The organism is Philodulcilactobacillus myokonensis, assembly GCF_027923585.1.
GTDB lineage: Bacteria > Bacillota > Bacilli > Lactobacillales > Lactobacillaceae > Philodulcilactobacillus > Philodulcilactobacillus myokonensis.
Genome location: NZ_BRPL01000002.1, coordinates 1,180,609 through 1,204,455, shown reverse-complemented (window position 1 = coordinate 1,204,455; position 23,847 = coordinate 1,180,609). Strand labels below are relative to the sequence as shown.

At 34.4% G+C, this 23,847-nt stretch carries 21 protein-coding genes, 1 tRNA gene and 1 pseudogene; 17 read left to right on the top strand and 6 right to left on the bottom strand.

What is annotated here, in order from left to right; genetic code table 11:
* Positions 1 to 99 precede the first annotated feature (99 nt).
* On the top strand, positions 100 to 1,083 hold the full coding sequence (locus WR164_RS06350; RefSeq protein ID WP_286136684.1) for a ribose-phosphate diphosphokinase: 984 nt from the start codon (positions 100 to 102) through the stop codon (positions 1,081 to 1,083).
* Between the two features lie 103 nt (positions 1,084 to 1,186).
* Here WR164_RS06350 and WR164_RS06345 read toward each other — a convergent pair.
* From WR164_RS06345 to WR164_RS06335, 3 genes are all read right to left on the bottom strand, one after another.
* Positions 1,187 to 1,258, bottom strand: a tRNA-Lys gene (locus tag WR164_RS06345).
* A gap of 74 nt (positions 1,259 to 1,332) precedes the next feature.
* Positions 1,333 to 2,151 carry a sugar-phosphatase gene (gene yidA, locus WR164_RS06340; protein WP_286136683.1) on the bottom strand — a complete coding sequence of 273 codons (819 nt, stop codon included), beginning with the start codon at positions 2,149 to 2,151 and terminating at the stop codon, positions 1,333 to 1,335.
* A gap of 6 nt (positions 2,152 to 2,157) precedes the next feature.
* Positions 2,158 to 3,513: an HD domain-containing protein gene (locus WR164_RS06335; RefSeq protein WP_286136682.1), complete on the bottom strand. Its 1,356-nt coding sequence runs from the start codon at positions 3,511 to 3,513 to the stop codon at positions 2,158 to 2,160.
* 148 nt (positions 3,514 to 3,661) lie between these two features.
* Here WR164_RS06335 and WR164_RS06330 point away from each other — a divergent pair, with 148 nt between their 5' ends.
* The 5 genes and pseudogenes from WR164_RS06330 (at position 3,662) to WR164_RS06310 (ending at position 8,312) form a co-directional block, all read left to right on the top strand.
* Complete coding sequence (locus tag WR164_RS06330) at positions 3,662 to 4,102, top strand: YwiB family protein (protein WP_286136680.1); 441 nt, start codon at positions 3,662 to 3,664, stop codon at positions 4,100 to 4,102.
* 86 nt (positions 4,103 to 4,188) lie between these two features.
* Positions 4,189 to 4,584, top strand: a pseudogene (gene rpoE / locus WR164_RS06325) (DNA-directed RNA polymerase subunit delta); the annotation flags it as partial.
* Between the two features lie 193 nt (positions 4,585 to 4,777).
* On the top strand, positions 4,778 to 6,397 hold the full coding sequence (pyrG, locus tag WR164_RS06320) for a CTP synthase (RefSeq protein WP_286136679.1): 1,620 nt from the start codon (positions 4,778 to 4,780) through the stop codon (positions 6,395 to 6,397).
* 207 nt (positions 6,398 to 6,604) lie between these two features.
* Positions 6,605 to 7,885, top strand: coding sequence for a UDP-N-acetylglucosamine 1-carboxyvinyltransferase (gene murA / locus WR164_RS06315; RefSeq protein WP_286136678.1), 1,281 nt, complete (start codon positions 6,605 to 6,607; stop codon positions 7,883 to 7,885).
* Between the two features lie 181 nt (positions 7,886 to 8,066).
* The gene (locus WR164_RS06310; RefSeq protein WP_286136677.1) at positions 8,067 to 8,312 is read left to right on the top strand and encodes a type B 50S ribosomal protein L31; all 246 of its coding nucleotides are present in this window, start codon (positions 8,067 to 8,069) and stop codon (positions 8,310 to 8,312) included.
* A 56-nt stretch (positions 8,313 to 8,368) separates the two neighbouring features.
* Here WR164_RS06310 and WR164_RS06305 read toward each other — a convergent pair whose 3' ends face one another.
* Positions 8,369 to 8,830, bottom strand: coding sequence for a low molecular weight protein-tyrosine-phosphatase (locus WR164_RS06305; protein WP_286136676.1), 462 nt, complete (start codon positions 8,828 to 8,830; stop codon positions 8,369 to 8,371).
* Between the two features lie 84 nt (positions 8,831 to 8,914).
* On the opposite strand from WR164_RS06305, the gene WR164_RS06300 reads away from it, so the two are divergent.
* From WR164_RS06300 to WR164_RS06265, 8 genes are all read left to right on the top strand, one after another.
* A complete protein-coding gene (locus tag WR164_RS06300; RefSeq protein ID WP_286136675.1) occupies positions 8,915 to 9,490 on the top strand; it encodes a LemA family protein in 576 nt (191 codons plus the stop codon).
* A 23-nt stretch (positions 9,491 to 9,513) separates the two neighbouring features.
* Positions 9,514 to 10,407: a zinc metalloprotease HtpX gene (htpX, locus tag WR164_RS06295; protein ID WP_286136674.1), complete on the top strand. Its 894-nt coding sequence runs from the start codon at positions 9,514 to 9,516 to the stop codon at positions 10,405 to 10,407.
* Between the two features lie 65 nt (positions 10,408 to 10,472).
* Positions 10,473 to 11,255, top strand: coding sequence for a hypothetical protein (locus WR164_RS06290; protein ID WP_286136673.1), 783 nt, complete (start codon positions 10,473 to 10,475; stop codon positions 11,253 to 11,255).
* A gap of 101 nt (positions 11,256 to 11,356) precedes the next feature.
* Positions 11,357 to 12,742, top strand: coding sequence for a UDP-N-acetylmuramoyl-tripeptide--D-alanyl-D-alanine ligase (locus WR164_RS06285; RefSeq protein ID WP_286136672.1), 1,386 nt, complete (start codon positions 11,357 to 11,359; stop codon positions 12,740 to 12,742).
* Positions 12,743 to 12,775: 33 nt separating this feature from the next.
* Positions 12,776 to 14,284: a degradosome RNA helicase CshA gene (gene cshA / locus WR164_RS06280; RefSeq protein ID WP_286136671.1), complete on the top strand. Its 1,509-nt coding sequence runs from the start codon at positions 12,776 to 12,778 to the stop codon at positions 14,282 to 14,284.
* Between the two features lie 108 nt (positions 14,285 to 14,392).
* The gene (alr, locus tag WR164_RS06275) at positions 14,393 to 15,514 is read left to right on the top strand and encodes an alanine racemase (RefSeq protein ID WP_286136670.1); all 1,122 of its coding nucleotides are present in this window, start codon (positions 14,393 to 14,395) and stop codon (positions 15,512 to 15,514) included.
* A 21-nt stretch (positions 15,515 to 15,535) separates the two neighbouring features.
* Positions 15,536 to 15,808, top strand: coding sequence for a hypothetical protein (locus WR164_RS06270; RefSeq protein WP_286136669.1), 273 nt, complete (start codon positions 15,536 to 15,538; stop codon positions 15,806 to 15,808).
* Positions 15,809 to 15,825: 17 nt separating this feature from the next.
* Positions 15,826 to 16,185, top strand: a complete 360-nt coding sequence (locus WR164_RS06265; protein WP_286136668.1) for a type II toxin-antitoxin system PemK/MazF family toxin — start codon at positions 15,826 to 15,828, stop codon at positions 16,183 to 16,185.
* A 78-nt stretch (positions 16,186 to 16,263) separates the two neighbouring features.
* Here WR164_RS06265 and cbpA read toward each other — a convergent pair whose 3' ends face one another.
* Entirely contained in the window at positions 16,264 to 16,905 is a 642-nt protein-coding gene (gene cbpA, locus WR164_RS06260; RefSeq protein WP_286136667.1) for a cyclic di-AMP binding protein CbpA, read from the bottom strand.
* A 134-nt stretch (positions 16,906 to 17,039) separates the two neighbouring features.
* Positions 17,040 to 17,993, bottom strand: coding sequence for an L-lactate dehydrogenase (locus WR164_RS06255; RefSeq protein ID WP_286136666.1), 954 nt, complete (start codon positions 17,991 to 17,993; stop codon positions 17,040 to 17,042).
* Positions 17,994 to 18,137: 144 nt separating this feature from the next.
* Between WR164_RS06255 and pth the strand changes: the two genes are divergently transcribed.
* The 3 genes from pth to WR164_RS06240 are packed head-to-tail and all read left to right on the top strand — an operon-like array spanning position 18,138 to position 23,846.
* On the top strand, positions 18,138 to 18,698 hold the full coding sequence (pth, locus tag WR164_RS06250) for an aminoacyl-tRNA hydrolase (protein ID WP_286136665.1): 561 nt from the start codon (positions 18,138 to 18,140) through the stop codon (positions 18,696 to 18,698).
* A 34-nt stretch (positions 18,699 to 18,732) separates the two neighbouring features.
* The gene (mfd, locus tag WR164_RS06245; RefSeq protein WP_286136664.1) at positions 18,733 to 22,266 is read left to right on the top strand and encodes a transcription-repair coupling factor; all 3,534 of its coding nucleotides are present in this window, start codon (positions 18,733 to 18,735) and stop codon (positions 22,264 to 22,266) included.
* Positions 22,263 to 23,846, top strand: a complete 1,584-nt coding sequence (locus tag WR164_RS06240; RefSeq protein WP_286136663.1) for a putative polysaccharide biosynthesis protein — start codon at positions 22,263 to 22,265, stop codon at positions 23,844 to 23,846. The genes mfd and WR164_RS06240 overlap by 4 nt, the downstream gene beginning before the upstream one ends.
* Position 23,847 lies beyond the last annotated feature (1 nt).

The window sequence follows — 23,847 nt, the reverse complement described above, 5'->3', positions numbered from 1 at the left end:
TAAATTTATTATCATGATGTAATTGATGGATTAAATCCATCATTGAAATGATATAATTGATAATGATAATAATAAATTTTAAATTGGGTGGAGGAACATATGGCTAATAATAATATTGATCCAAAATTGAAACTTTTTTCTTTAGATTCTAATCGTCCGTTGGCTGAAAGCATGGCGAATGAAATGGGAATTAAATTAAGCCAAGCTAAAATTGGACATTTTAGTGATGGTGAAATTAATGTCAATATTGAAGAAAGTGTTCGTGGCGATAACGTTTATATTGTTCAATCAACATCTAATCCCGTTAATGATAATTTAATGGAATTATTAATTATGATCGATGCATTAAAGCGGGCTAGTGCTCAAACTATTAATGTTGTTATTCCTTATTATGGTTATGCAAGACAGGATCGCAAAACTCATGCTAGGGAACCCATTACTTCTAAATTAGTGGCTGACATGTTACAGACAGCTGGAATTGACCGGGTTGTAACATTAGATCTCCATGCCGCTCAAATTCAAGGATTCTTTAACGTTCCAGTTGATCATTTAATGGGAGCTCCATTATTTGCCGGTTATTTTCATGATGAAGGATTTGGTAGTGATTCAGTTGTTGTTTCACCCGACCACGGTGGGGTTGTCCGTGCACGGGCGGTTGCTGATTCATTGAAAGCACCAATTGCAATCATTGATAAACGTCGTCCAAAGGCAAACGTTGCTAAAGTAATGAACATTATTGGTGACGTTAAAGGAAAGAGCTGCTTAATGGTTGATGATATTGTCGATACTGCCGGAACATTGACTTTAGGTGCGAAAGCCTTGATGGATGCAGGTGCAAAAGAAGTTTATGCTTGTGCGACCCATCCAGTTCTATCTGGACCTGCAATTGATCGAATCAAGAATTCACCAATTAAGAAACTGGTTGTAACTGATTCAATTCAATTGCCAGCAGAAAAGAAAATTGATAATATTAGTCAAATTTCGGTTGCACCTTTATTAGCAAATGCCATTACCAGAATTGATAAAAATGAACCAGTTAGTCCATTGTTCAAGCAACGTTTTATTGATTCAAAAGAAATTTAATCTTAACAAATGAAAGCCGTGAATGATTTTTCATTCACGGCTTTTTATTTAATAATTAAACTAAAAAAGCTAGTGGCAAATATACCACTAGCTTTTAATATGATGAGCTGAGAAGGATTCGGACCAACATCTACCTAAGAAAGAGTTAGGTGCTCTGCATTTGAGCTATCAGCTCATATCAACTTGACAACAATTTAATTATAACAAATTGACATTGTTTTGCAAGTTGAAATTTAAAATTTAACTGAATTATTTTTGATTTAAGGCCCAATGATTGATTGCATAGGCAACACCATTTTCTTGGTTGGTTTTTGTGATATGGTTAGCAACTGATTTAACATCAGGAATTCCATTGCCCATTGCGATTCCTGATCCAGCATATTTAACCATTGAGACGTCATTACCTTGATCACCAATTGCCATCACATTGGATGAATCTAAATTAAGTTTTTTAGCAAGGTTCTTTAGTGCATGACCTTTGCTAGCGTGCTTATTCATCATTTCTAAAAAGCATGGTTCAGTTTGAACTACGTATAACTTTTTTAAAATATCATCTGGAATATTTTGCTTAATTTTGGTAATCTTTTCAGGATCTGCAATAAAAATGGTTTTAGTGACGGGTGTATCACTATTTACGATTTCTCTAACGGTTCTAAACTTAATTGGAAGGTTAACTAAGAAGCTTTCCATTACAGAGTATTTACTGACGTCACGGTTGAAGATATAGATTGAATTGGTTGTTTCAACTTGAAAATTAGTATTCCACTTATGGCTTAATGCTTCTGCATCAATGAATTCATCGTTTGTTAATGCTAAGTGTGAGATAACCTTACCATCAGCATCCTGCGCCATGGCACCGTTAAAGGTGATTGCATATTCGCTTTCACCCTTAAGGTTTAATTTCTTTAAATATGGTCTAACACCGGTTAGTGGGCGCCCAGAACAGAGAACAATTTTGATTCCATGATTTCTTGCGTTTTGAATTGCTTCCTTGTTGGCTTCCGTTAATTGTTTTTTTGGATTTAATAGTGTTCCATCGATATCAATTGCAATTAATTTAATTGACATATCTGATCATCCTCTCTTTTTAATAATCGTATTATTTTTAATATGTTGCTGAAATTTTTGATAAAGCGGTTGGAAAATTTCTACCTTATCGCCACATTCTAACATTTCTTTTGGAAAAAAGAAGCGTTGATCACCTTGTAATTTATCGGTAATGGCGTTTACCAATGAACTAACGGTTGATAGTTCAACTAATGATCCATCCGGGCGTTTTAAATTGATGCCGCTGACGTTTTTTTTATTTGGGTAATAGATGTCATATGGCAAATCAAAACTGTTATTAGTGGTGGTATAGTAATTTGTATCAAACCCGGCTGCCTTAATCAATTTTCGCATCTTTGGGATTTCAGATTTAGTTTGTTGATTGTATTTGACGGATGCAAATGGTCTTCGATCGATAAAACGATGGGCTAGATCCCGTAGAATTTTATCCTTAGCGTGGTGCTTCCAACTAATGAAGTATGTATTTAAAACCCCATCATCTAATTCTAGATAATCTTCTAAATTAAACTGGTGGTTAAAAAATGGCTCCAACAAGTCAGCGTGCAACCCGTTCGTTTTAGGATGATGCTGATATAAATGCTTAGCTCTTGCTAATAGACGGTCTAAAACACATTCCATTGATCTTGAAACGGGGTGGAAATATACTTGCTGATACATTTGAAACCGACCGATAATATAATCTTCGACTGAATGCATTCCATTACTTTCAAAGCAGATTCCATTTTTATACGGACGCATGATCCTTAAAATCCGGTTTAAATCAAAATCACCATAATTAGTTCCAGTGTAATATGAATCCCTCAATAAATAGTCCATTCGATCAGCATCACATTGGCTTGAAATCATCTGAACGACCTGCGGATTTTGATAAGTTTTTTTAATAACTGACGCAACTTTTTCAGGAAAATCAGGACTGACCTGTTTTAGAATGTGATTAACCGCCGTTTGATTAGAAGTGATAATTTCTCTTGTGATGGCTTCATGGTCAGTTTTAAAAATATGTTCAAATGTGTGTGAATAAGCACCATGACCGATATCATGAAGTAAAGCGGCACATAGGGCAACTAGGCGGTCTGATTGATCCCAAAGGCCATCGCCAGCTTTTTTAGTTGGATAATTTTTTTGAAAGTTATTACAGATTCTCCTTGTAATCTCATAGACGCCCAAGCAGTGACCAAAACGGGAATGTTCAGCACCATGAAATGTGAATGAAGTTGTTCCTAATTGTTTTACCCGCCTTAAGCGTTGAAACTCGGGTGTGTCGATTAAATCAGCAATCACTTGATTTTGAACGTAGATATAATTATGGACGGGGTCCCGAAAGACTTTTTCCCTTGGTAAAAGTTTATCAGCGTATTTCACTAAAAAATCCTCCTTATAAAATAGATCACAATACTATATTATACTTTGATTTAATTCTAAAATATAGCATGACTGTTGGATAAATGGTAACATCTTTGAAGTATGATATAATATACTATAAATATCTTTAAGTAAGGGAGTGTTAACTATGGATACTGAATCTCCAGGAACGCCCGTTGAAATTCATCTTGAAACCCACATTACCCAAAACGATAATGTTTCCAGCTATGTTTTTGATTTAAATGGTCAAGTTATTAAGATGGGGAATGCCGTTTATATTCGGTATATGGAAGATGATAATAAAAATGGCCATCCAGTTCCCGTTACAATGAAGATTAATAATGAAGGTAATATTCGATTGACCCGTTCAGGTGAAAACAAGATGCAGATGTATTTTGCGGAGGGAAAACGAATTGAAGCTAGGTACCGAACACCGTATGGAATTCTACCGATTGAAACTGAAACGCCAAATTTGAATGTCCAATACCGTGATTTACCCTTTAGGGGTAATATCAAAATTGATTATAATTTACTAGTAGGTGCTAAGCTGCTAGGTCAATATAAGATTAGATTGCAATTTACTTCCTAAACGAGTATTATGATTAAGGATGTATTAATTCGGTTATGATTTGAATGAATGAAGTAATTTAATTCATTTGAAAGGATGTGCACATTTTGAAACTTAAAGCCTTGGATGATAAAAATAAAGACGAATTATCAATGATTGAAGTTGCCCATGCAATTCTCGCTCAACATGGGGATGTTATGCCATTTGCTACCATTACAAACGAAATTCAAAAGTACATGGGTGCAAGTGATAAAGAAATTAGAAAACGTCTTCCTCAGTTTTATACTGATTTAAATGTTGACGGTAGCTTCCTTTCATTAGGCGATAACCTTTGGGGCCTTAGAACATGGTATCCATTTGATTCAATTAATGAAGCAACGGTTACCCCTGAAGACGAGGATGAAGAAGTACCAAAAGAACCACGTCGTCGTGTCAATGCATTCTTAGATGATGCTTCTAGCGATGATGACGTTATTGATTACGATCAAAATGATGATCCTGATAAATAAAAAAGTTTAATTAATGTCCTTGACGTTTAACATTTTTACATGTATTATGTCATTTGGGCGCCTCGGATACAATGACGAGGTTTTGAATTTTCGGAATAAAATAAAAGCTTCCCGTTCAAGCGAATGGGAAGCTTTTATTATTTTTATTTTATCCCTAAATAATAAATTTTACGAGGAGTTATTTAAATTGACTAAGTATATTTTTGTAACCGGAGGAGTTGTTTCTTCGCTTGGTAAAGGAATTGTATCTGCTTCAATCGGTCGTTTGTTAAAGAACCGTGGATTAAACATCACCATTCAAAAATTTGATCCATATGTAAATGTTGACCCTGGAACAATGAGTCCCTACCAACACGGGGAAGTTTTTGTTACTAATGATGGTACCGAAACTGATTTAGATTTAGGTCATTATGAACGTTTTATCGATAATGATTTAAACAAATATTCTAATGTTACTACTGGTAAAATTTATGAAGAAGTTTTAAGAAAAGAACGTCGCGGTGATTATTTAGGGGCAACCGTTCAAGTTATTCCACATATTACTGGAATGATCAAGAGTAAGATTATGCGGGCTGCTAAAGTTTCTAATGCTGACGTCGTGATTACTGAAATTGGTGGAACCGTTGGCGACATTGAATCACAACCATTCTTAGAAGCCATTCGTGAAATGAAGGCTGAAGTTGGCGATGACAATGTTTGCTATGTTCACGTTACTTTAGTTCCTTACTTACATGCTGCTAAGGAAATGAAGACGAAGCCAACTCAACACAGTGTTCGTGAATTACGTGGCATTGGGATTCAGCCTAATTTATTAGTGGTTCGTTCTGAAAAACCAATTACTGAATCTATGCGAAAAAAGATTTCACTATTTTGTGATGTTGATCCAAAGGCAGTTGTTGAATCAATTGATTCTAAGACTGTTTACTCAGTTCCGTTGAGTTTACAAAAACAGGGATTGGATCAACAAATTTTAGATCATTTCAAGATGTCAGCACCAAAAGCTGATATGACTAAATGGCGTGCATTAGAACAACGGGTTCTTAACTTAAAGAAAACCATTGATATTTACTTAGTAGGGAAATATGTTTCACTTAAAGATGCATATATTTCTGTTAATGAAGCATTGAAACACGCTGGTTACCCATTAAATGCTAAGGTTCAAATGCACATGATCAATGCAGAAAAGATTACACCTCAAAATGTTAAGGATATTTTAGGAAAAGCTGATGGAATCTTAGTTCCAGGTGGATTTGGCGAACGTGGAATTGAAGGAATGATTACTTCAATTAAGTATGCTAGAGAAAATGATGTTCCATTCTTGGGAATTTGCCTTGGGATGCAACTTGCTAGTGTTGAATTTGCTAGGGATGTTGCTGGATTTAAGGATGCTAATTCTACTGAAATGGATCCAGAAACTAAACATAACGTGATTGATTTAATGGCAGATCAAGCTGACATTAGCAATGCTGGTGGAACCCAACGTTTAGGTGCTTACCCATGTAAGTTAGTTCCTGGAACGGTTACTGCTAAAGCTTATGGAAATCAAGCTGAGATTTCAGAACGTCATAGACATCGTTATGAATTTAACAATGCATACCGAAAACCATTACAGGATAAAGGACTTGTAATTTCAGGAACTTCACCAGATAATCATTTAGTTGAAGTCATTGAACTACCAAAAGAAAAATTCTTTGTTGCTGCTCAATACCATCCAGAATTCTTATCAAGACCAAACCGTCCAGAAGGATTATTTGCTGCTTTTGTTAAAGCTGCTAATAAAATGAGAACTGAACGCGGTAAAAAATAATTGTTATCATAATATTAATTGACCAATATGCTTAAGCATCCGCTTTGAAGTTTTAATTACTAAATATATATGAGATTGCTTATTAAAATATATTTAAAATTTGATGAATTTAAAGTTAAAGTATTGTATTTTAACTTTTAATTATTTATCATGGTAGTGTTTGCTATATTAGGATAAATATAATTAATAAGTAAGGAAAGTTGCGTAATGAATAAAATGATTATCCACGGAAATACACGGCTTTCAGGTGAAGTAACAATTGGTGGTGCTAAAAATAGCACTGTTGCAATCATTCCAGCTGCTATTTTGGCTGACACGCCAGTTCAATTAGATATGGTTCCAGATATTTTAGATGTGCACAATTTAATGCTGATTTTAAAACGAATGAATGTCACGTCTGAATTTGTAGATGGAGTATTAACCATTGATCCCACTCATATTATTGAGGGTAATTTACCGAGCAAAGCCATTAAAAGTTTAAGAGCATCATACTATTTTATGGGTGCTTTATTAGGAAGATTTCACCGTGCTGTCGTTAGTTTCCCCGGTGGAGATAATATTGGACCGCGTCCTATTGACCAACATATCAAAGCATTTAAAGCTTTAGGTGCAAAGGTTGAAGATGAGCACGGGACCGTTAAAATTTCGACGGGGGAAGACGGTCTTCATGGAGCTAATATCTTTTTAGATGTTGTTTCAGTCGGTGCGACAATTAATTCAGTCTTAGCAGCAGTTAAGGCTGATGGTGTTACTGTTATTCACAATGCTGCTAGGGAACCAGAAATTATTGACATTGTGACCTTTTTGAATAATATGGGGGCTAAAATTCGTGGTGCTGGAACGAATGTAATTAGAATTACAGGAGTACCTTCATTACGCGCAACCAATACCCATACTATTATTCCAGATCGAATTGAAGCCGGAACTTATTTATCAATGGCAGCAGCGGTTGGTGATGGAATTAAAATTAACAATGTCATTCCAGAGCATTTAGAATCTTTTATTGCTAAATTAACTGAAATGGGCGTTAAATTAAATATTGCGGAAGATAGTATCTATGTTCCAAGAAATGATGATTTAAAAGGAGTTAGTGTTAAAACAACTCCTTATCCTGGTTTTGCGACTGATTTGCAACAACCGATTACGCCATTACTACTTAAAGCCCAGGGTGAAAGTATCGTTATTGATACAATTTACCCGAAACGCATTAAACATGTTATCCAACTTAAGAAAATGGGTGCTAATATCAGGGTTGATGATCGCAACCGGATTTTAATCAAACATACTGATCACTTAACCGGACAGCATATAGAAGCTGGCGAAATTAGAGCGGGAGCTGCAGAAGTCATTGCTGGATTAATGGCTCATGGAACAACCGTTATTTCAAAAGCAAATAACATTTTACGTGGATACGATAATATTATTGGCAAATTAACGAATTTAAATGCTAAGGTTGAATTAATGAATGATGATAAGGATAAATCATAATCTAATTTCTAATCACCTAGTTATTTGAATGATAAAATGATATAATATTTTCGTGTAATTATTTTTCATGGTCAGTTATGAACTAGCTATTGAATGAATTAATAATTGATGATAAACTGAAATAGTTGATTACTCGGTAATCTCTGTTTCAAATAGATTCAGGGCAAAGGAGCGATAAATTATGAAAAAAGGAATTCATCCAGATTACCATAAAGTAGTATTTGAAGATTCAAATACTGGTTACAAATTCTTAACTGGTTCAACTGCTACTTCAGACCAAACAATTAAGTGGGAAGATGGAAACACTTATCCATTATTAATTGTTGAAATTTCTTCTGATTCTCATCCATTCTATACTGGTAAAGAGAAATTCAATAAGGCTGAAGGCGCTGTTGAACGATTCAACAAACGTTATGGTAAAAAATAAATTTAAACATTTTTAAAAGGTATCAAATTTAATTTGATACCTTTTTTTTACCTTTTTTAGTTTTGGACGATATAATTTAACCAGAGCGGTAAGTTTTGATTTAAAACATCATAAGTGAATGCAAATCTTCTTGTATACCATGGATCTGGAATTTCTTGATTTCGTAATTTAGGATTAATATTTAAACAAAGATGAATCTTAGATTGTTGGTTAGCTGGTGTGATCCGTTTCAAATTTAGAATATTTTGATGATCCATTCCAATAATATAATCGGCCCAATTGATATCTTGAATTGTAATTTGTTTGGCATGCAATTTGCTTGGATCTAAACCGTGTTGCCTTAACACACTCCTTACTTCTGGAAGGGGATAGTGTCCCTGTTCTTCATCGCTAGTTCCAGCTGATTTAATTTGGATTCGATCCTGCAAATGTTTTTCTTTAACGATCCGTTTAAAGATTGCTTCTGCCATGGCAGATCGGCAAACATTACCAAGGCAAACAAATAAAACGTGTTTCATTTTATTATCAATTCTTTCTTGTAGTATATTATTAATTGTTGTATGTTAATATCATAACAATTTTACAGACGAGGGGAAAAGAAAATGATAACAATTATTGTGATTGCAATCATTGCAATTATCATCATTACATGGATTGTAATTTATAACCGTTTAGTTCGTGCTTCAACATACGTTGATGAATCTTGGAGCCAGATTGATGTTCAATTAAAGAGAAGAAATGATTTAATTCCTAATTTAATTTCAACCACTAAGGGTTACGCAAATTATGAACAATCAACGTTAACAAAGGTAACCCAATTAAGACAGCAATTAGTTTCAATGGATGATAATGGTGATAGAAATCAGATGATGCATGTATCTGATCAATTATCCAATACTTTGAAATCAATTTTTGCCGTTTCTGAAAATTATCCTGAATTAAAGGCAAACAATCAATTTCAACAATTGATGGAAGAATTAAGTAACACTGAAAATAAAATTGCATATTCAAGACAGCTATATAATTCATCCGTTGCTAGTTTTAATATGAAAATCAAAACTTTTCCAGCTAACCTAATTGCTGGACATCATCATTTTATAAAACGTGATTATTTAGAAGTACCAAGCAATGAAAAGCAGACTCCACACGTTAATTTTGATGAATTTAACCAAAAATAGATTAAAAATAGGAAGTATAAAAAATGCTCTTTGATCAAATTGCAATGAATAAACGCCGAACCATTTATTTAATCATTGCTTTTATTTTGCTTTTAGCCTTAATTGGAATGGCAGTCGGGTACGCTTTCTTTCGTAGTGCAATGATCGGTTTTATATTAGCGTTAGGGATTGGTTTAATTTATGCGGTAATCATGATTAATCAATCCATTAACGTTGTAATGCAGATGAATCATGGCCATGAAATTAAAAATAAGGATGATGCACCGCAACTATTTGATATTGTTTCAGACATGGCATTAGTGGCCAGGATTCCAATGCCACGGATTTTTATTATTGATGATGATAGTCCCAATGCTTTTGCAACCGGGAATGATCCTAAACACTCTGCAGTTGCTGTAACTTCAGGTTTATTATCAATTTTGAATCGTGAAGAATTAGAAGGCGTGATTGGTCATGAAGTTTCCCATATCAGAAATTATGATATTCGATTATCCACAATTGGAATTGCGTTATCATCGGCTATTTCGTTAATTATTGATATCGGATATAATTCATTCTTTTGGGGTGGAAGTCGTGACCGTGATAATAACGATGATGATAATATTTTGGCAATGATCGGCTCAATTTTAGTGATTATTTTAGGACCGTTGGCAACTGCAATTGCACAAATGGCTTTATCTAGGAATCGTGAATATTTAGCAGATGCTTCTGGCGTTGAATTAACAAGGAATCCAATGGGGTTGATTAACGCATTGAAAAAGATTTCTAAAGGCGAACCAATGCATGACGTCAATCCAGATAGTGCTGATTTATATATTGATGATCCCTATAAGGGAAAAAGTAAATTTTCATTTACTGAATTATTTGATACGCATCCATCAATTGAAAAAAGGATCAACCGTTTGGAAAAAATGTAGTAAAATGAATATGGGAGATTTAATTCAGCGAAGATTAGATGATTGTTTGAAAGTGTGTGATAATAATGAGGGATAATTTTGTTTATATTAACGCTAATTTAGTTCAAAATATGGTCATTACTTATGGTATTAGTGCTGCTGATTTCTTAAACGGCTTACAAAATATCCCCAATAAAATTTTATTATTGAATGACGATCGGGAACATGCTAATTCAATCAATGCTCATACTAAATTTAGTATCGTGTCCGGGCGAAATGCAATTTGGAGCTATCTACTTGATAAGCAGGCTCATAATAAGAAATTTACTGATTTTCAAAGCAATGAAGATTTAGATACGTTATTAAACGATGAAATTGCACGATTACTGTATTTAGGTCATATGGAAGTGCCAATTTATCAAGCATTTTCTTCTAAATTACATAATCGGTATATCTATATGACATTGCATTCCAATTTTTTAAAAACCTATTACCGTAAATTTTCTGATTTTAATCATATTCTGGAATTGAGCTTGAAACGGCATATGAGATCGACTCATAATGGACGGCGAATGTTTATCAGACCGTTAGTGATTAAAAACATTGATAATAAGATTATTTTAAACATTATTAAATTAAGTAGTGAGGGTGTTGTAATTGCCTTTGACCATGCAACAGAAGAAAAGAAGGTTTATCATATTCCCGTCTGGATTGAAAAATATCCAGAACGACAGGCAATTTGGCATACTCAACGTGACGTTTACCAAAATATTATTTTAATGGGATATTTAAATTATGATACCAGCAAATTAAAATGGTCATTGAATTTGGATTCAAAAAAGATTAACAAATATGTCTACCAAATGTAGTTTATAATAAGAATTGATTAACTGGGTTAATTGTATGTTATAATTACTCTTAACCGAGTTAATTTTTTGGTCTTAAATCAAATATTAGGAGTTCCACAGGTATGAAAATGACAGTTGAAGAAATTGGAAAAGCAGTTTCGTCTAAAAATGATTTAAATCGATTTAAGAATGTTGAAGTAACGAGTGTTGCTTTTGACAGTCGTAAATTAAAATCAGGGGCACTTTTTATCCCATTGGTTGGAACTCATGATGGGCATGATTACTTATCAAGTGCGATTAAGAATGGTGCAGTTGCAACTTTATGGAGTGACCAACGTTCTGATGTTCCAAGTGATTTTCCGGCGATCGTTGTACATGATACCCTGGCTGCATTTCAAACCCTAGCCAAATTTTATCTTCATAAAGTTCATCCGAAGGTGATTGCAGTAACCGGAAGCAATGGTAAGACAACCACTAAAGATATGATAGCTGCCGTTTTATCAACAAAGTATAATGTTATAAAGACACCTAATAATTATAATAATAATATTGGGGTTCCATACACGATGCTATCAATCAATGATTCAACCGATATTTTAGTTGTTGAAATGGGAATGGATCGTTCTGGTCAACTAGATTTCTTGAGCAAATTAGTTACCCCTGATATTGCAGTTATTACAATGATTGGCGAAGCCCATATTGAATACTTTGGAACGCGTGATCGAATTGCAGACGCAAAAGTAGAAATTACGCACGGTTTAAAGGATAGTGGAACTTTTGTTTACTATGGCGATGAACCCTTACTGAGAGAACGAGCTAAACGGGTTCATCAAAAACAATTAACTTTTGGGCGTCGAAAAAATGATGATCTTTATGCAACTAGTACTAATGATGAACAGACTAAGACAAGCTTTAAGACAAATCGTTTTGCTGATACTAATTTTATAATCCCAATGATGGGTGATTATAATGTTAATAATGCTTTAGACGCACTTCTAGTTGGTAGCATGTTTAAAGTTACCCCTGAACAAATGAAAAGGGGATTACTAGATGTTCATTTAACTCAGAATCGAGCAGAATGGATGGTTGGATCAAAAGGCGAATTGATTTTAAGTGATGTTTATAATTCTAATCCAACGGCGGCAAGAGTCGTTCTAGACTCGTTTTCTAAAACCAAGACCAATGGAAAACGAATTGTTGTTTTAGGTGACATGCTTGAATTAGGCCGGCAATCTGAAGCAATGCACGTTTCATTATCTAAACACATTGATCCTAAATTAATTGATTCTGTTTACTTGATTGGTACGCATGTGAAAGCCTTATACCATGCACTTTTACATCAGTATTCAGCTGATCATCTACATTATTATCCAACTGATCAATTAAAAGTAATGACACAAAAATTAAAATCGGAAATTAATCGCCATGACGAAATTTTATTAAAGGCTAGTCATGGAATTCATTTAGAAAAGGTATTAGATGAATTGCAACCTAAAAAGTTATCATAATACTATTTTAGGTTGATTTTAGGAGGAAATAGAGTGAATTTTAACGAATTAGGATTGTCTAATGATTTATTGGAAGCAATTGAAAAAAGTGGTTTTAAGGAACCAACACCAATCCAAGAAAAAACAATTCCATTGATTTTAAATGGCAAGGATGTAATTGGTCAAGCTCAAACTGGAACTGGTAAGACAGCTGCTTTTGCAATTCCAATTTTACAACAGTTAGACGTTAATAATCCTGATGTACAGGCTTTAATCGTTTCACCAACAAGGGAACTTGCAATGCAAACTGATCATGAAATTCAACGTTTTGGTAAATTTAAGAAGGGCGTTAAGAGCTTAACCGTTTATGGTGGCTCTGATATTCGCCATCAGATTTGGCAATTAAAACGTCATCCTCAAATTATTGTTGGAACGCCGGGAAGAATTCAAGATCATATCAGAAGGCATACTTTGAAGTTAGCTCATCTTAAATTCTTAATTTTAGATGAAGCTGACGATATGCTTGATATGGGATTTTTAGAAGATATTAAAAATATTATTAAGAATTTACCTGATGACAGACAAACTTGTTTGTTCTCTGCTACAATGCCCAATTCCATTAAAAAAGTTGGAGTTCAATTTATGCATCATCCACAACAGATTACAATCAAGGCAAAGGAATTAACTACTGATTTAGTATCACAATACTACGTGAAAGCAAAGGATTTTGAAAAATTTGATCTATTAACAAGGTTATTGGATACTCAAAAGCCAAAGGTTAGTATTATCTTTTGCCGAACGAAACGTAGGGTTGATGAAGTATCAAAGGGTTTAATTAAATGTGGATATCCAGCAGCTGGAATTCATGGAGATTTGACCCAAGAACGCCGGATGAATATTCTTCGTGATTTTAAGAAAAAGAAGATTACAATTTTAGTTGCAACTGATGTTGCTGCTAGGGGAATTGATGTTTCTGGAGTTACCCACGTTTACAATTTTGATATTCCACAGGATCCAGACAGTTACGTTCATAGAATTGGAAGAACTGGCCGTGCTGGACATCATGGTGAATCAATCACTTTTGTTGATCCACGTGAAATGAATTACTTAAGAGACATTGATAAATCCGATCGGGTTAAGATTTCACCATTAAAGGCACCTTCTAAACAAGCTGCCATTAATGGTCGTTTAGATGACGCTAAGGATCAAATTAATAAATCAATTGATAAAGTTAATGTTGATCAATTTAATGGTTATGCAACTGATTTATTAAACCAGTATGATCCTAAGGCATTAGTTGCATTACTTCTTGATCGAATGACAAGACAGAATGTTAACGTTAGGATTTCACCACTTAGGCCACTACCAAATAAGAAACACGGAAATAATCGTCATGGTCATGGTGGCAGACATTTTGGTGGTCATCGCCGCTTTAATCATCATAATCATGGTGGCCGTTTTAATCGCCATGATCATGGTTATAATCGTCATCATAATCGTTTTGGACATGGTGAACGCCATAACAGTGGGAAATCATTTACCATTAAGAACAAAAGAGACTAATATTATTGAATAAATAAAAACTATTGATTAAAACATTTAATCAATAGTTTTTTGGTGCGCAAATTGTGTTAAAATTAAGTTACTTAATTTTTTTAGGAGACGAGAGTCATGGCAATTGGAAATCATCGAAATGCCAGTTTAGTTGTTGATCGGAAAGCAATTTATCATAATATTCATGAAGCCAAGAAAAGATTGAAAGATAATACCGATTTATTTATGGTTTTGAAGGCAAATGGATATGGATTTGGTGCAACTGAAGTTGCTAAAGTTGCTAAAAAAGCTGGCGCAAGTGGTTTTTGCGTTGCTATTTTGGATGAAGCTTTGGAATTAAGACGAACTGGTTTTGATGACCCAATTTTGGTCCTAGGAATTAGTCGAATTCAGGATGTCCCATTAATTGTGAAAGAACACGTTTCTGTTACCGTTTCTTCAGTTGAATGGCTAAAAAATGCTGAATCAGTACTTCAAGATAATCATATTAGTAATAAATTATTGGTTCATATTGGACTAGATACTGGGATGGGGAGAATTGGTTTTCAGACCCCCGATGAATTATCTAAAGCAATTCATTTTATGAATGCACATGATAACATTGAATTTGAGGGCATTTTTACTCATTTTGCAACTGCTGATTCTAAAGATGACCATTACTTTAAGGTTCAATTTCACCGTTTCCAGAAATTAATGCAGGTGGTTAAACACCGGCCAAAGTATGTCCATGTTTCCAATTCAGCCACTAGTTTATGGCACGCTGCTTGTAATGGCAACATGATTCGTTTGGGAGCTTCCGGATACGGACTAAATCCATCAGGTCGTGAATTAACGCCGCCGTATCATTTAGATTCGGCAATTTCACTAGTGTCTGAAATTGTTTATACTAAAAAAGTTAAAAAGGGTCGCTCCATTGGATATGGTGCAACATATACTGCTGATTGTGATCAATGGATTGGAACCGTCCCAATTGGTTACGCTGATGGATATTCACGATCTTTAGGTGGCTTTTACGTTCTAGTTAATGGGCAACGTTGCCCAATTGTTGGTCGAATATGCATGGATCAATTCATGATCAGATTACCGGAAGATGTTCAACCGGGAACGAAAGTAACTTTAATTGGGCAAGATAGCAACCAAAAAATTACACTACAAGATATTGCTGATTACTGTCATACCATTAACTATGAAGTCACTTGTGATTTTAGTCGACGTTTGCCCATTCATTATATTAATTAGCGACTACGAAGGAGTATCTTTATGGATAATTATCATGATTACCCTTTTAAAATTATCTTTAATCCAAAAATGGCAAAGCAATTGAAGCATTTTAATGCTTCCTTTGCATCAAATTCTGTTAATATGAATAGTATAAGAATTCAAGATTCATTCGCAAATGATGCTGTTATTCATGATCTTATTCATGGTTACATTCAAATGGGAAATTTGAATCAACAAATTTCTAATGAATTTATACCGTGTGAAGAAGATGCTGATCAGAAATTGAAACAGTTTTTAAATCATAACAATTAAATCAAAGGAGCCTTAAAATGTCTGGCGTACAAATTAAACGAGGGGACGTTTTTTATGCTGATCTATCTCCCGTAATTGGGTCAGAGCAAGGCGGGATGCGTCCAGTATTAATTATTCAAAATGATATTGGAAATCATTATAGCCCAACCGTCATTGTTGCTGCCATTACGGCTCGAATTACTAAACCTAAAATGCCGACTCATGTTGGAATTAAGGCTGATGAATCAGATATTGAGCGTGATTCGGTTATTTTATTGGAACAGATCAGAACGATCGATAAACAACGTTTAAAAGAAAAAATTACCCATTTAAATCAATTATTAATGGAAAAAGTAGATGCGGCTTTAACAATGAGCGTTGGATTAAAGCATCTATAACATAAAAGATAGTGGGATACATAAATCGAAAAAAGAGTATTAATCATTAGAGTGATTAATACTCTTTTAATATGTTAATTAATTTTCTTTAGTTAAATCTTCCACTTCGGGAACTTTAAATCCTTTTCGTTTTAAAGCAGCAATAATTCTTTTAAGTAAATCTTCGTTGACTGATTTTGGAAGGGTGAAAAGCGATCGTTGAACCATTTCAGAATCTTGTGAATCTAAACTGATAAAACTTTGAATGGATGTATATTTAGCAATGATTTTAGCCATTTTAGCTAAATCACCACGTTCGCCACGGGATGCTACGGTGATGACAAAGCCACCTAAATTAACATTCCATGATTGTGATAGCATCCCCATTAATCTAGTATGGGTTAAAATTCCATAAAAATAATTATTATCATCCAAAACGGCGATGTAAGGTAAATCTTTAATTGTGAAAAAAACATGGAAGAAAGCAGAATTAATATTAACAAATTTAGTTGAATTTTTAATTAATGTCGTCACTGGAAGATTCATGTCGCCACCACGTGATTTATGACGGTAAATGTGCATTTTATAAATATTACCCCTGAAAATATGCCCAGTTTTATCCAAGATGGGGATACAACGATAATCTTTTTCTTCTAAAATCTTTAAAGCAGCTTGCAAAGTGGTGTTTTCAGTTACGGTGGTCAAAAAAGTTTTCGGTTTAATCAGTGTTTTTAATAACATCTGTGATGACTCCTTCATTAAAAAACTCTAATGATAATCATATCACATTTTAATGATAAGGACATAATAAAAATCCGGAATGATTAATCAACCATCCCGGATTTTTAATTTGGATTAAAAGTGTGAAAATTAATTTATTTCTTTAAAACTTCCATCCCTTTATTGATAGTTTCCTTTAATGTTTTAGCAGATGCTTGCATCTTCTTTTGTTCATCATCGCTTAAAGGAACTTCTTCAACTTTAGCAAGACCTGAAGCGTTAACTACTGCTGGGGTACCAATGTATAGATCATGCAATCCATATTCACCATTCATGTATGCACCAACTGGTAGAACGGAATTTTCATCACGTAAGATGGCACGTGAAATTCTCATTAAAGCAGTTGCAACACCATAGAAGGTGGCACCCTTTAAATTAATGATGTTATAGGCTTTCTTTCTAGTGTCATCTTCAATTTTAAGAAGATCGTCCTTAGAAAGGCCTTTTTCTTTAGCAACATCTAACAGTGGACGGTTACCAACACTTGCTTCGTCAATATCAGCAAATTCTGAATCACCATGTTCACCCATAATGTAGGCATTGACATCTTGAGGGTTAATACCTAATTTTTTACCAACTTCAACTTGAAATCTGGTTGTATCTAATGATGTTCCTGAACCAACGACTTTGTTCTTAGGAAAACCAGATAACTTTTGGGTTCCGTAAGTCAAAATATCAACTGGATTAGCAGCGACAACAAAAATACCCTTGAAACCAGATTTAACAACTGGTGGAACAATACTTGATAAAATCTTTAAGTTTTTACCAACTAAATCAAGTCTGCTTTCGCCTGGCTTTTGTGGAGCACCGGCAGTGATAACAACCATGTCAGCGTCTTTACAGTCACTATAATCACCAGAATAAATATTCTTAGGGTGAGTAAAGACTTGTGCATCTTCTAAATCAAGGGCGTCTCCTTGAGTCCGCTTCTTAATAATATCGACAATGACAAATTCTTCTCCGATACCTTGTTGCATCATAGCAAATGCATATGATGAACCAACGGCACCGTCACCAACTAAAACAACTTTTTGATGCTTTAATGCCAAAATAATCATCCCTTTGATTAATATTTGATTCAACATAATTATATCATGAAAATTTTCGAATGTTAGAATACATTGCTTATAATTAATAATGTTTATTGTTATGATATAATTTATGTAATTGAAGAAATTAAAGGATGATTTGAAATGAAAATGATAGTAGGCCTAGGAAACATTGGATCTAGATATGATCAAACGAGACATAATACTGGTTTTATGGTTGTTGACAAATTTGCTGATCAACACCATGCTAATTTTAAAGATAATCGACAATTAAGGGCTGAAATTGCGACTACTAATGTGAACGGAGAAAAGGTCATTATTGTTAAACCAACGACCTTTATGAATGACTCAGGCGAAGCAGTTGCACCAATTATGAAATACTATAAAATTAACGTAGAAGATATGATCGTTGTCTATGACGATATGGATTTACCTGTCGGAAAAATTAGATTGCGGGATAAAGGAGCTTCAGGTGGCCATAATGGAATCAAAAGTATTGTTCACTTAATTGGTACCCATGATTTCAATCGGGTTCGTGTTGGAACTTCACATCCAAAAATTGAAAGTGTTGTTCACTATGTTTTAGGAAAGTTTACACCACTTCAGAAGCCAAAATTTGAACAGGCACGGGATAACGCAATCGATGCTTTATTAGACTTTATATCTGGAATGAAATTTTATCAATTAGAAAATAAGTACAATTAATTAATCATTTTTGAGTGGTGAAAGGAAGAATAAATTGAAATTAACTCAATTTTTAACAAAATTACCACAATATAATTCAATTATTAAAAATATCCAGCCAAAAACAAGGCAATTAGTAACCGGGATGGCTGATTCGTCGAGGGCATTATTGCTTAAAACGATTCATAATCAACTTAAGAAACCCTTGTTATTAGTCACAGATACCTTATACCATGCTGATCAGATTGCAAATGATTTTGAAAGTATCTTACCGAGCAAACGGGTATTTGAGTTTCCGGCTGAAGAATTGATCGCTGCTGAAGCAGCAACAAGCTCACCTCAATTTAAATCGCAACGGGTCAAATCACTATCTGCTTTACTATCAGACAAACCAGTAGTGGTTATCACCTCTGTTTCTGGTGCCCGTCGTTTTTTGCCGTCTAAGGATGAATTTAAAAATGCTAAAATTAACATTAAAGTTGGCAGTAACTATAAATTACGTGATTTAAATTTAAAATTACATCAGATGGGATATGTTAAGAAGAGCTTAGTTGCTTCTCCCGGTGAATTTGCAATTCGTGGATCCATTCTGGATGTTTATCCACTAAATGCTGAATATCCAGTCCGGTTAGACTTCTTTGATACTGAATTGGATTCACTAAGATATTTTGATGCTGCCAAACAAAGTAGTATTAAAAAGATTAAGCAATTTGAAATCTTGCCCGCAACTGATTTTGTTGTATCGGAAGATGAACGAAAACAGGGTGCTAAAAAAATTGCTTCCCAGTTAAATGATAGTTTATCAGATATTGATGATAAAAAATTATCTAAAACGATGTCTGACCATATTCAACCGATTATTGATCAATTGAATCAGGGGTTGTCAGATTCGAAATGGTTATTGTTTTCGCATTTCTTATTTGAACAACCAAACTCAATTTTTGATTATCTCCCAAAAGATGGGATTGTAGCATTTGATGATTATAATCGTTTGATGGATTCTAACAAACAGTTAGTTAGTGATGAAAATAACTGGGCAGAAACTAAATTAGAGCATGCTGAAATTTTTTCAAAACAGACTTTTGGTCATGATTTTAAAAACGAATTCAAGCGCATTCCTCAAGCTGAAATTTTATTTTCACAGTTTCAAAAGGGATTGGGGCAGCTTAAATTAGATCAAGTTAATGATATTAGAACCCACCCAATGCAGAAATTCTATGGGCAATTGCCATTACTTAAAACTGAAACGGATCGTTGGCAAAAAAATAATTCAACGGTCATTGTTATGATTAGTGATCGTTCTCAATTTAAGAAAATGAACCAAGCTATGAATGATTTCAAAATTCCGGTTGTTAATTCTGATGAAGATCACATTATTGAAAACAAAATTCAATTGATTCCGGAACGGTTGAACGAGGGATTTGAGATTCCACTTGTTAATTTAGTTGTCATCACTGAATCTGAGATGTTTGCTAAGGTTCATAAACACCATCGCAGAAGCCAGCCAAATTTTTCAAATGCACAGAGGATTAAAAGCTATACTGACTTAAAGCCTGGTGATTACGTTGTCCATGTTAACCATGGAATTGGTAAATATGAAGGCATGAAGACAATGGAGATTGATGGGAAGCATAAGGATTACCTATCAATTCAATACCGTGATAATGCTAAATTATTCATCCCGGTTAACCAATTGAATTTAATTCAAAAGTACGTTTCATCTTCTGATGGTCACCCGAGAATGAATAAACTGGGTGGAACTGAATGGCAGCGGACTAAGCGTCGGGTTGCCAATAAAATTGAAGATATTGCCGATAGTTTGATTGATTTATATGCCAAACGTTCATCTGAAAAGGGAATTGCTTTTCCACCTGATGACGATGAACAAAGCAAATTTGAAGATGATTTTCCATATACTGAAACTCCTGATCAATTAAGAAGTGTAAAGGAAATTAAACAGGACATGGAAAAACCACATCCAATGGACCGTCTATTAGTCGGGGACGTTGGTTATGGTAAAACGGAAGTGGCATTAAGAGCTGCATTTAAGGCCATTGACGGCCATCACCAGGTTGCTTTCTTAGTTCCAACGACCGTTTTAGCCCACCAACATTACGAAACCATGTTGAATCGCTTCCATGGTTGGCCAATTAAAGTGGGGGTTCTCTCACGTTTTAGAACTCCCAAACAAATTAAAGCTACAATCAAGGGATTAAAAGATGGCGATATTGATATCGTTGTTGGAACCCACCGCTTACTTTCTAAAGATGTAAAATTTAAGAAGTTAGGATTATTGATTGTTGATGAAGAACAACGGTTTGGCGTTAAACATAAGGAAAAAATCAAAAAATTACAATCAAATGTTGACGTTTTAACCCTAACAGCAACACCAATTCCAAGAACTTTGAACATGTCGATGATGGGGGTTCGTGATCTATCAGTTATCGAAACGCCACCCACTAATCGTTTCCCAATTCAGACCTATGTCATGGAAGAAAATGCTGGAGCCATCCGTGAAGGTATTCGCCGCGAAATGCAACGTGGTGGACAAGTCTTTTATCTTCATAATCGTGTTAACGATATTCAAGAAACCGTCCAAAAAATTCAACGGTTAGTACCTGATGCCAAAATCACCTATATTGATGGTCAAATGAATGAAAGACAGATGGAAGATACCCTTTATGATTTCATTCACGATGAATATGATGTTTTAGTGACAACGACCATCATTGAAAGTGGTGTTGATATTCCAAATACCAATACGTTATTCGTTGAAAACGCTGATCATATGGGATTATCGCAACTTTACCAGATTAGAGGACGAATTGGTCGCAGTAGCCGGGTTGCTTACGCTTACTTCATGTATCAACCGAATAAAGTTTTAACTGAAGTGAGTGAGAACCGCTTAGAGGCCATTCGTGATTTTACCGAGTTAGGATCAGGCTTTAGAATTGCCATGCGTGATTTGTCCATTCGTGGAGCAGGTAATTTGCTTGGTAAACAGCAGCACGGATTTATTAATTCCGTTGGATATGATCTATATACGCAGATGTTATCTGATGCCGTTGCTAAAAAGCGCGGTAATGGAGATAAGGGACCGAAAGAAACAAATGCTAAGGTTAAATTCAGCAGAGTTGAAAGTTATTTGCCAAATGATTACATTAGTGATCCCAACCAGAAAATTGAGATTTATAAGCGAATTAAGCAAATGCATAATTTAGATGACTATCATCAAATTAAAAATGATTTAATTGATCGATTTGGTAAATATCCAATGCCAGCAGCCAACTTATTAAAGGTGGGGCTATTAAAGACCATGGCTGATGAAACTTACTTAGAATCCATTCAAGATTTGAACGGCCAATTTAAGATTATCCTATCCAAGACTGGAAAAGAATTTTATGGTGCAAGGGGCTTAATGAAGGCGCTTGCTCAAACTAAATTCAAAAGTACAATTGATGAAAAGAATGACCAATTCATTATTCAACTAGTGGTTCAACCTGATATGAGTGAAGTGGATTGTTTAGATAATTTATTGAAATTTGTGCTTGAATTGAATGACTTACGATTGGAAAAAATGAATCAATGAGTAAGATTGAGCATAAAAAAGCCATTTTAAACCATCAGGCGTTAAATGGAGCACTGGTTTTATCCGGTGCAGCATTAATTTCTAAAATTTTAAGTGCGGTTTATCGAGTTCCTTTTCAGAATTTGGTTGGAAACGTTGGATTCTACATTTATCAACAGGTATACCCTATTTATGGAATTTTAATGACGCTAGCTCTAACCGGATTACCAGTTTTTATATCTAAAATCATGGCGGAACAGCCTAATCAAATCAGTCGTAAGCGCTTATATTGGCAATTATTGATTTTACTTAGTTTGATTTCTGGAATTGCTTTGATTGTCGTTCAATTATTAGCGCCATGGCTAAGTTTTAAAATGGGTGATCCCAACTTATCGAAGATGATTAGGGCGGTCTCATTACTATTAATTTTAATGCCATTTTTATCAACATCGCGGGGCTTTTTTCAAGGATCGCTTAAAATGCATCCGACTGCCATTTCACAAGTATTAGAACAAATTTTTCGGGTGATTATGATTATTTTGGTGGCCATGGCTGCCCATTTTCACCATTGGAACTTATATCGAATGGGAAAAGATACAATGCTCGCAGCATTTTTTGCTGGCATTTTAGCATCCATCGTTTTACTTTATTACTTTAAATCCGAATCGTTTTCGTTTGAGTATTATCCTGAAATTAGTTATCCAACCCTTTTTAAACGGTTATTAAATGAAGGTGGTATTTTATGTGTTCTCGCTTCATTAGTTGTTTTAATGCAACTAGTTGATTCGTTTACAATTAAGAAAAATTTGTTGATCTACGGGATGACTAATTTTGATGCCCAAAATGCAAAGGGAATTTATGATCGTGCCCAACCGCTTGTTCAATTAGGATTGGTAATTGGGACTGGTTTTGCAACTGGTTTTATCCCATCACTTGTTAAAAATTATCGAAAAAAATTTTTTGATACATTCAAAAATAATGCGAGAATGATGGTTCAAGTTAGTATGACGTTAACCTTTGCAATTGCAATGGGAATTATTAGCTTAATTCATCCCATTAATATTTTACTATTTAAAAATGCTGCCGATGATGATTCAATTGGGGTCTATTGTTTGAGCATCGTCTTTGCAACGATGATTGTCATTCATAATAGTGTTTTACAAAGTTTGAATCGATCCGCAAATACCTGGATTTCAATTACAATCGGGATGATTGTCAAAATCATTCTGGTTAGCTGGTTTGTTAGAAGAGTTGGAATTATGGGCGGTAGTTTATCTACCGTCATTGCTTTATTTACAATCTGGGTCATTAACTATCTTTGTGCTTCTGATTTTATTAAACAAAGTTTGTATCCAAAGCTTTTTTTTCTTAAAATCATTTTGATTTCAATTGGGGAAGGAATTGGATTGTTTCTTCTTCAGCGTGAAATTAGCAAGCTATTTTTAATGCCATCCCGTTTTGGAAGCTTAATTTTAATGCTAATGATGGTTCCAATCGGAATAATAATTTTTATTGGATTATGTTTTATTTTTAAAATTTTTAAAGCTCAAGATCAATTAAAACAAATGTTAAAAATGTTTCGATCTAAAATAACAAAGTGAG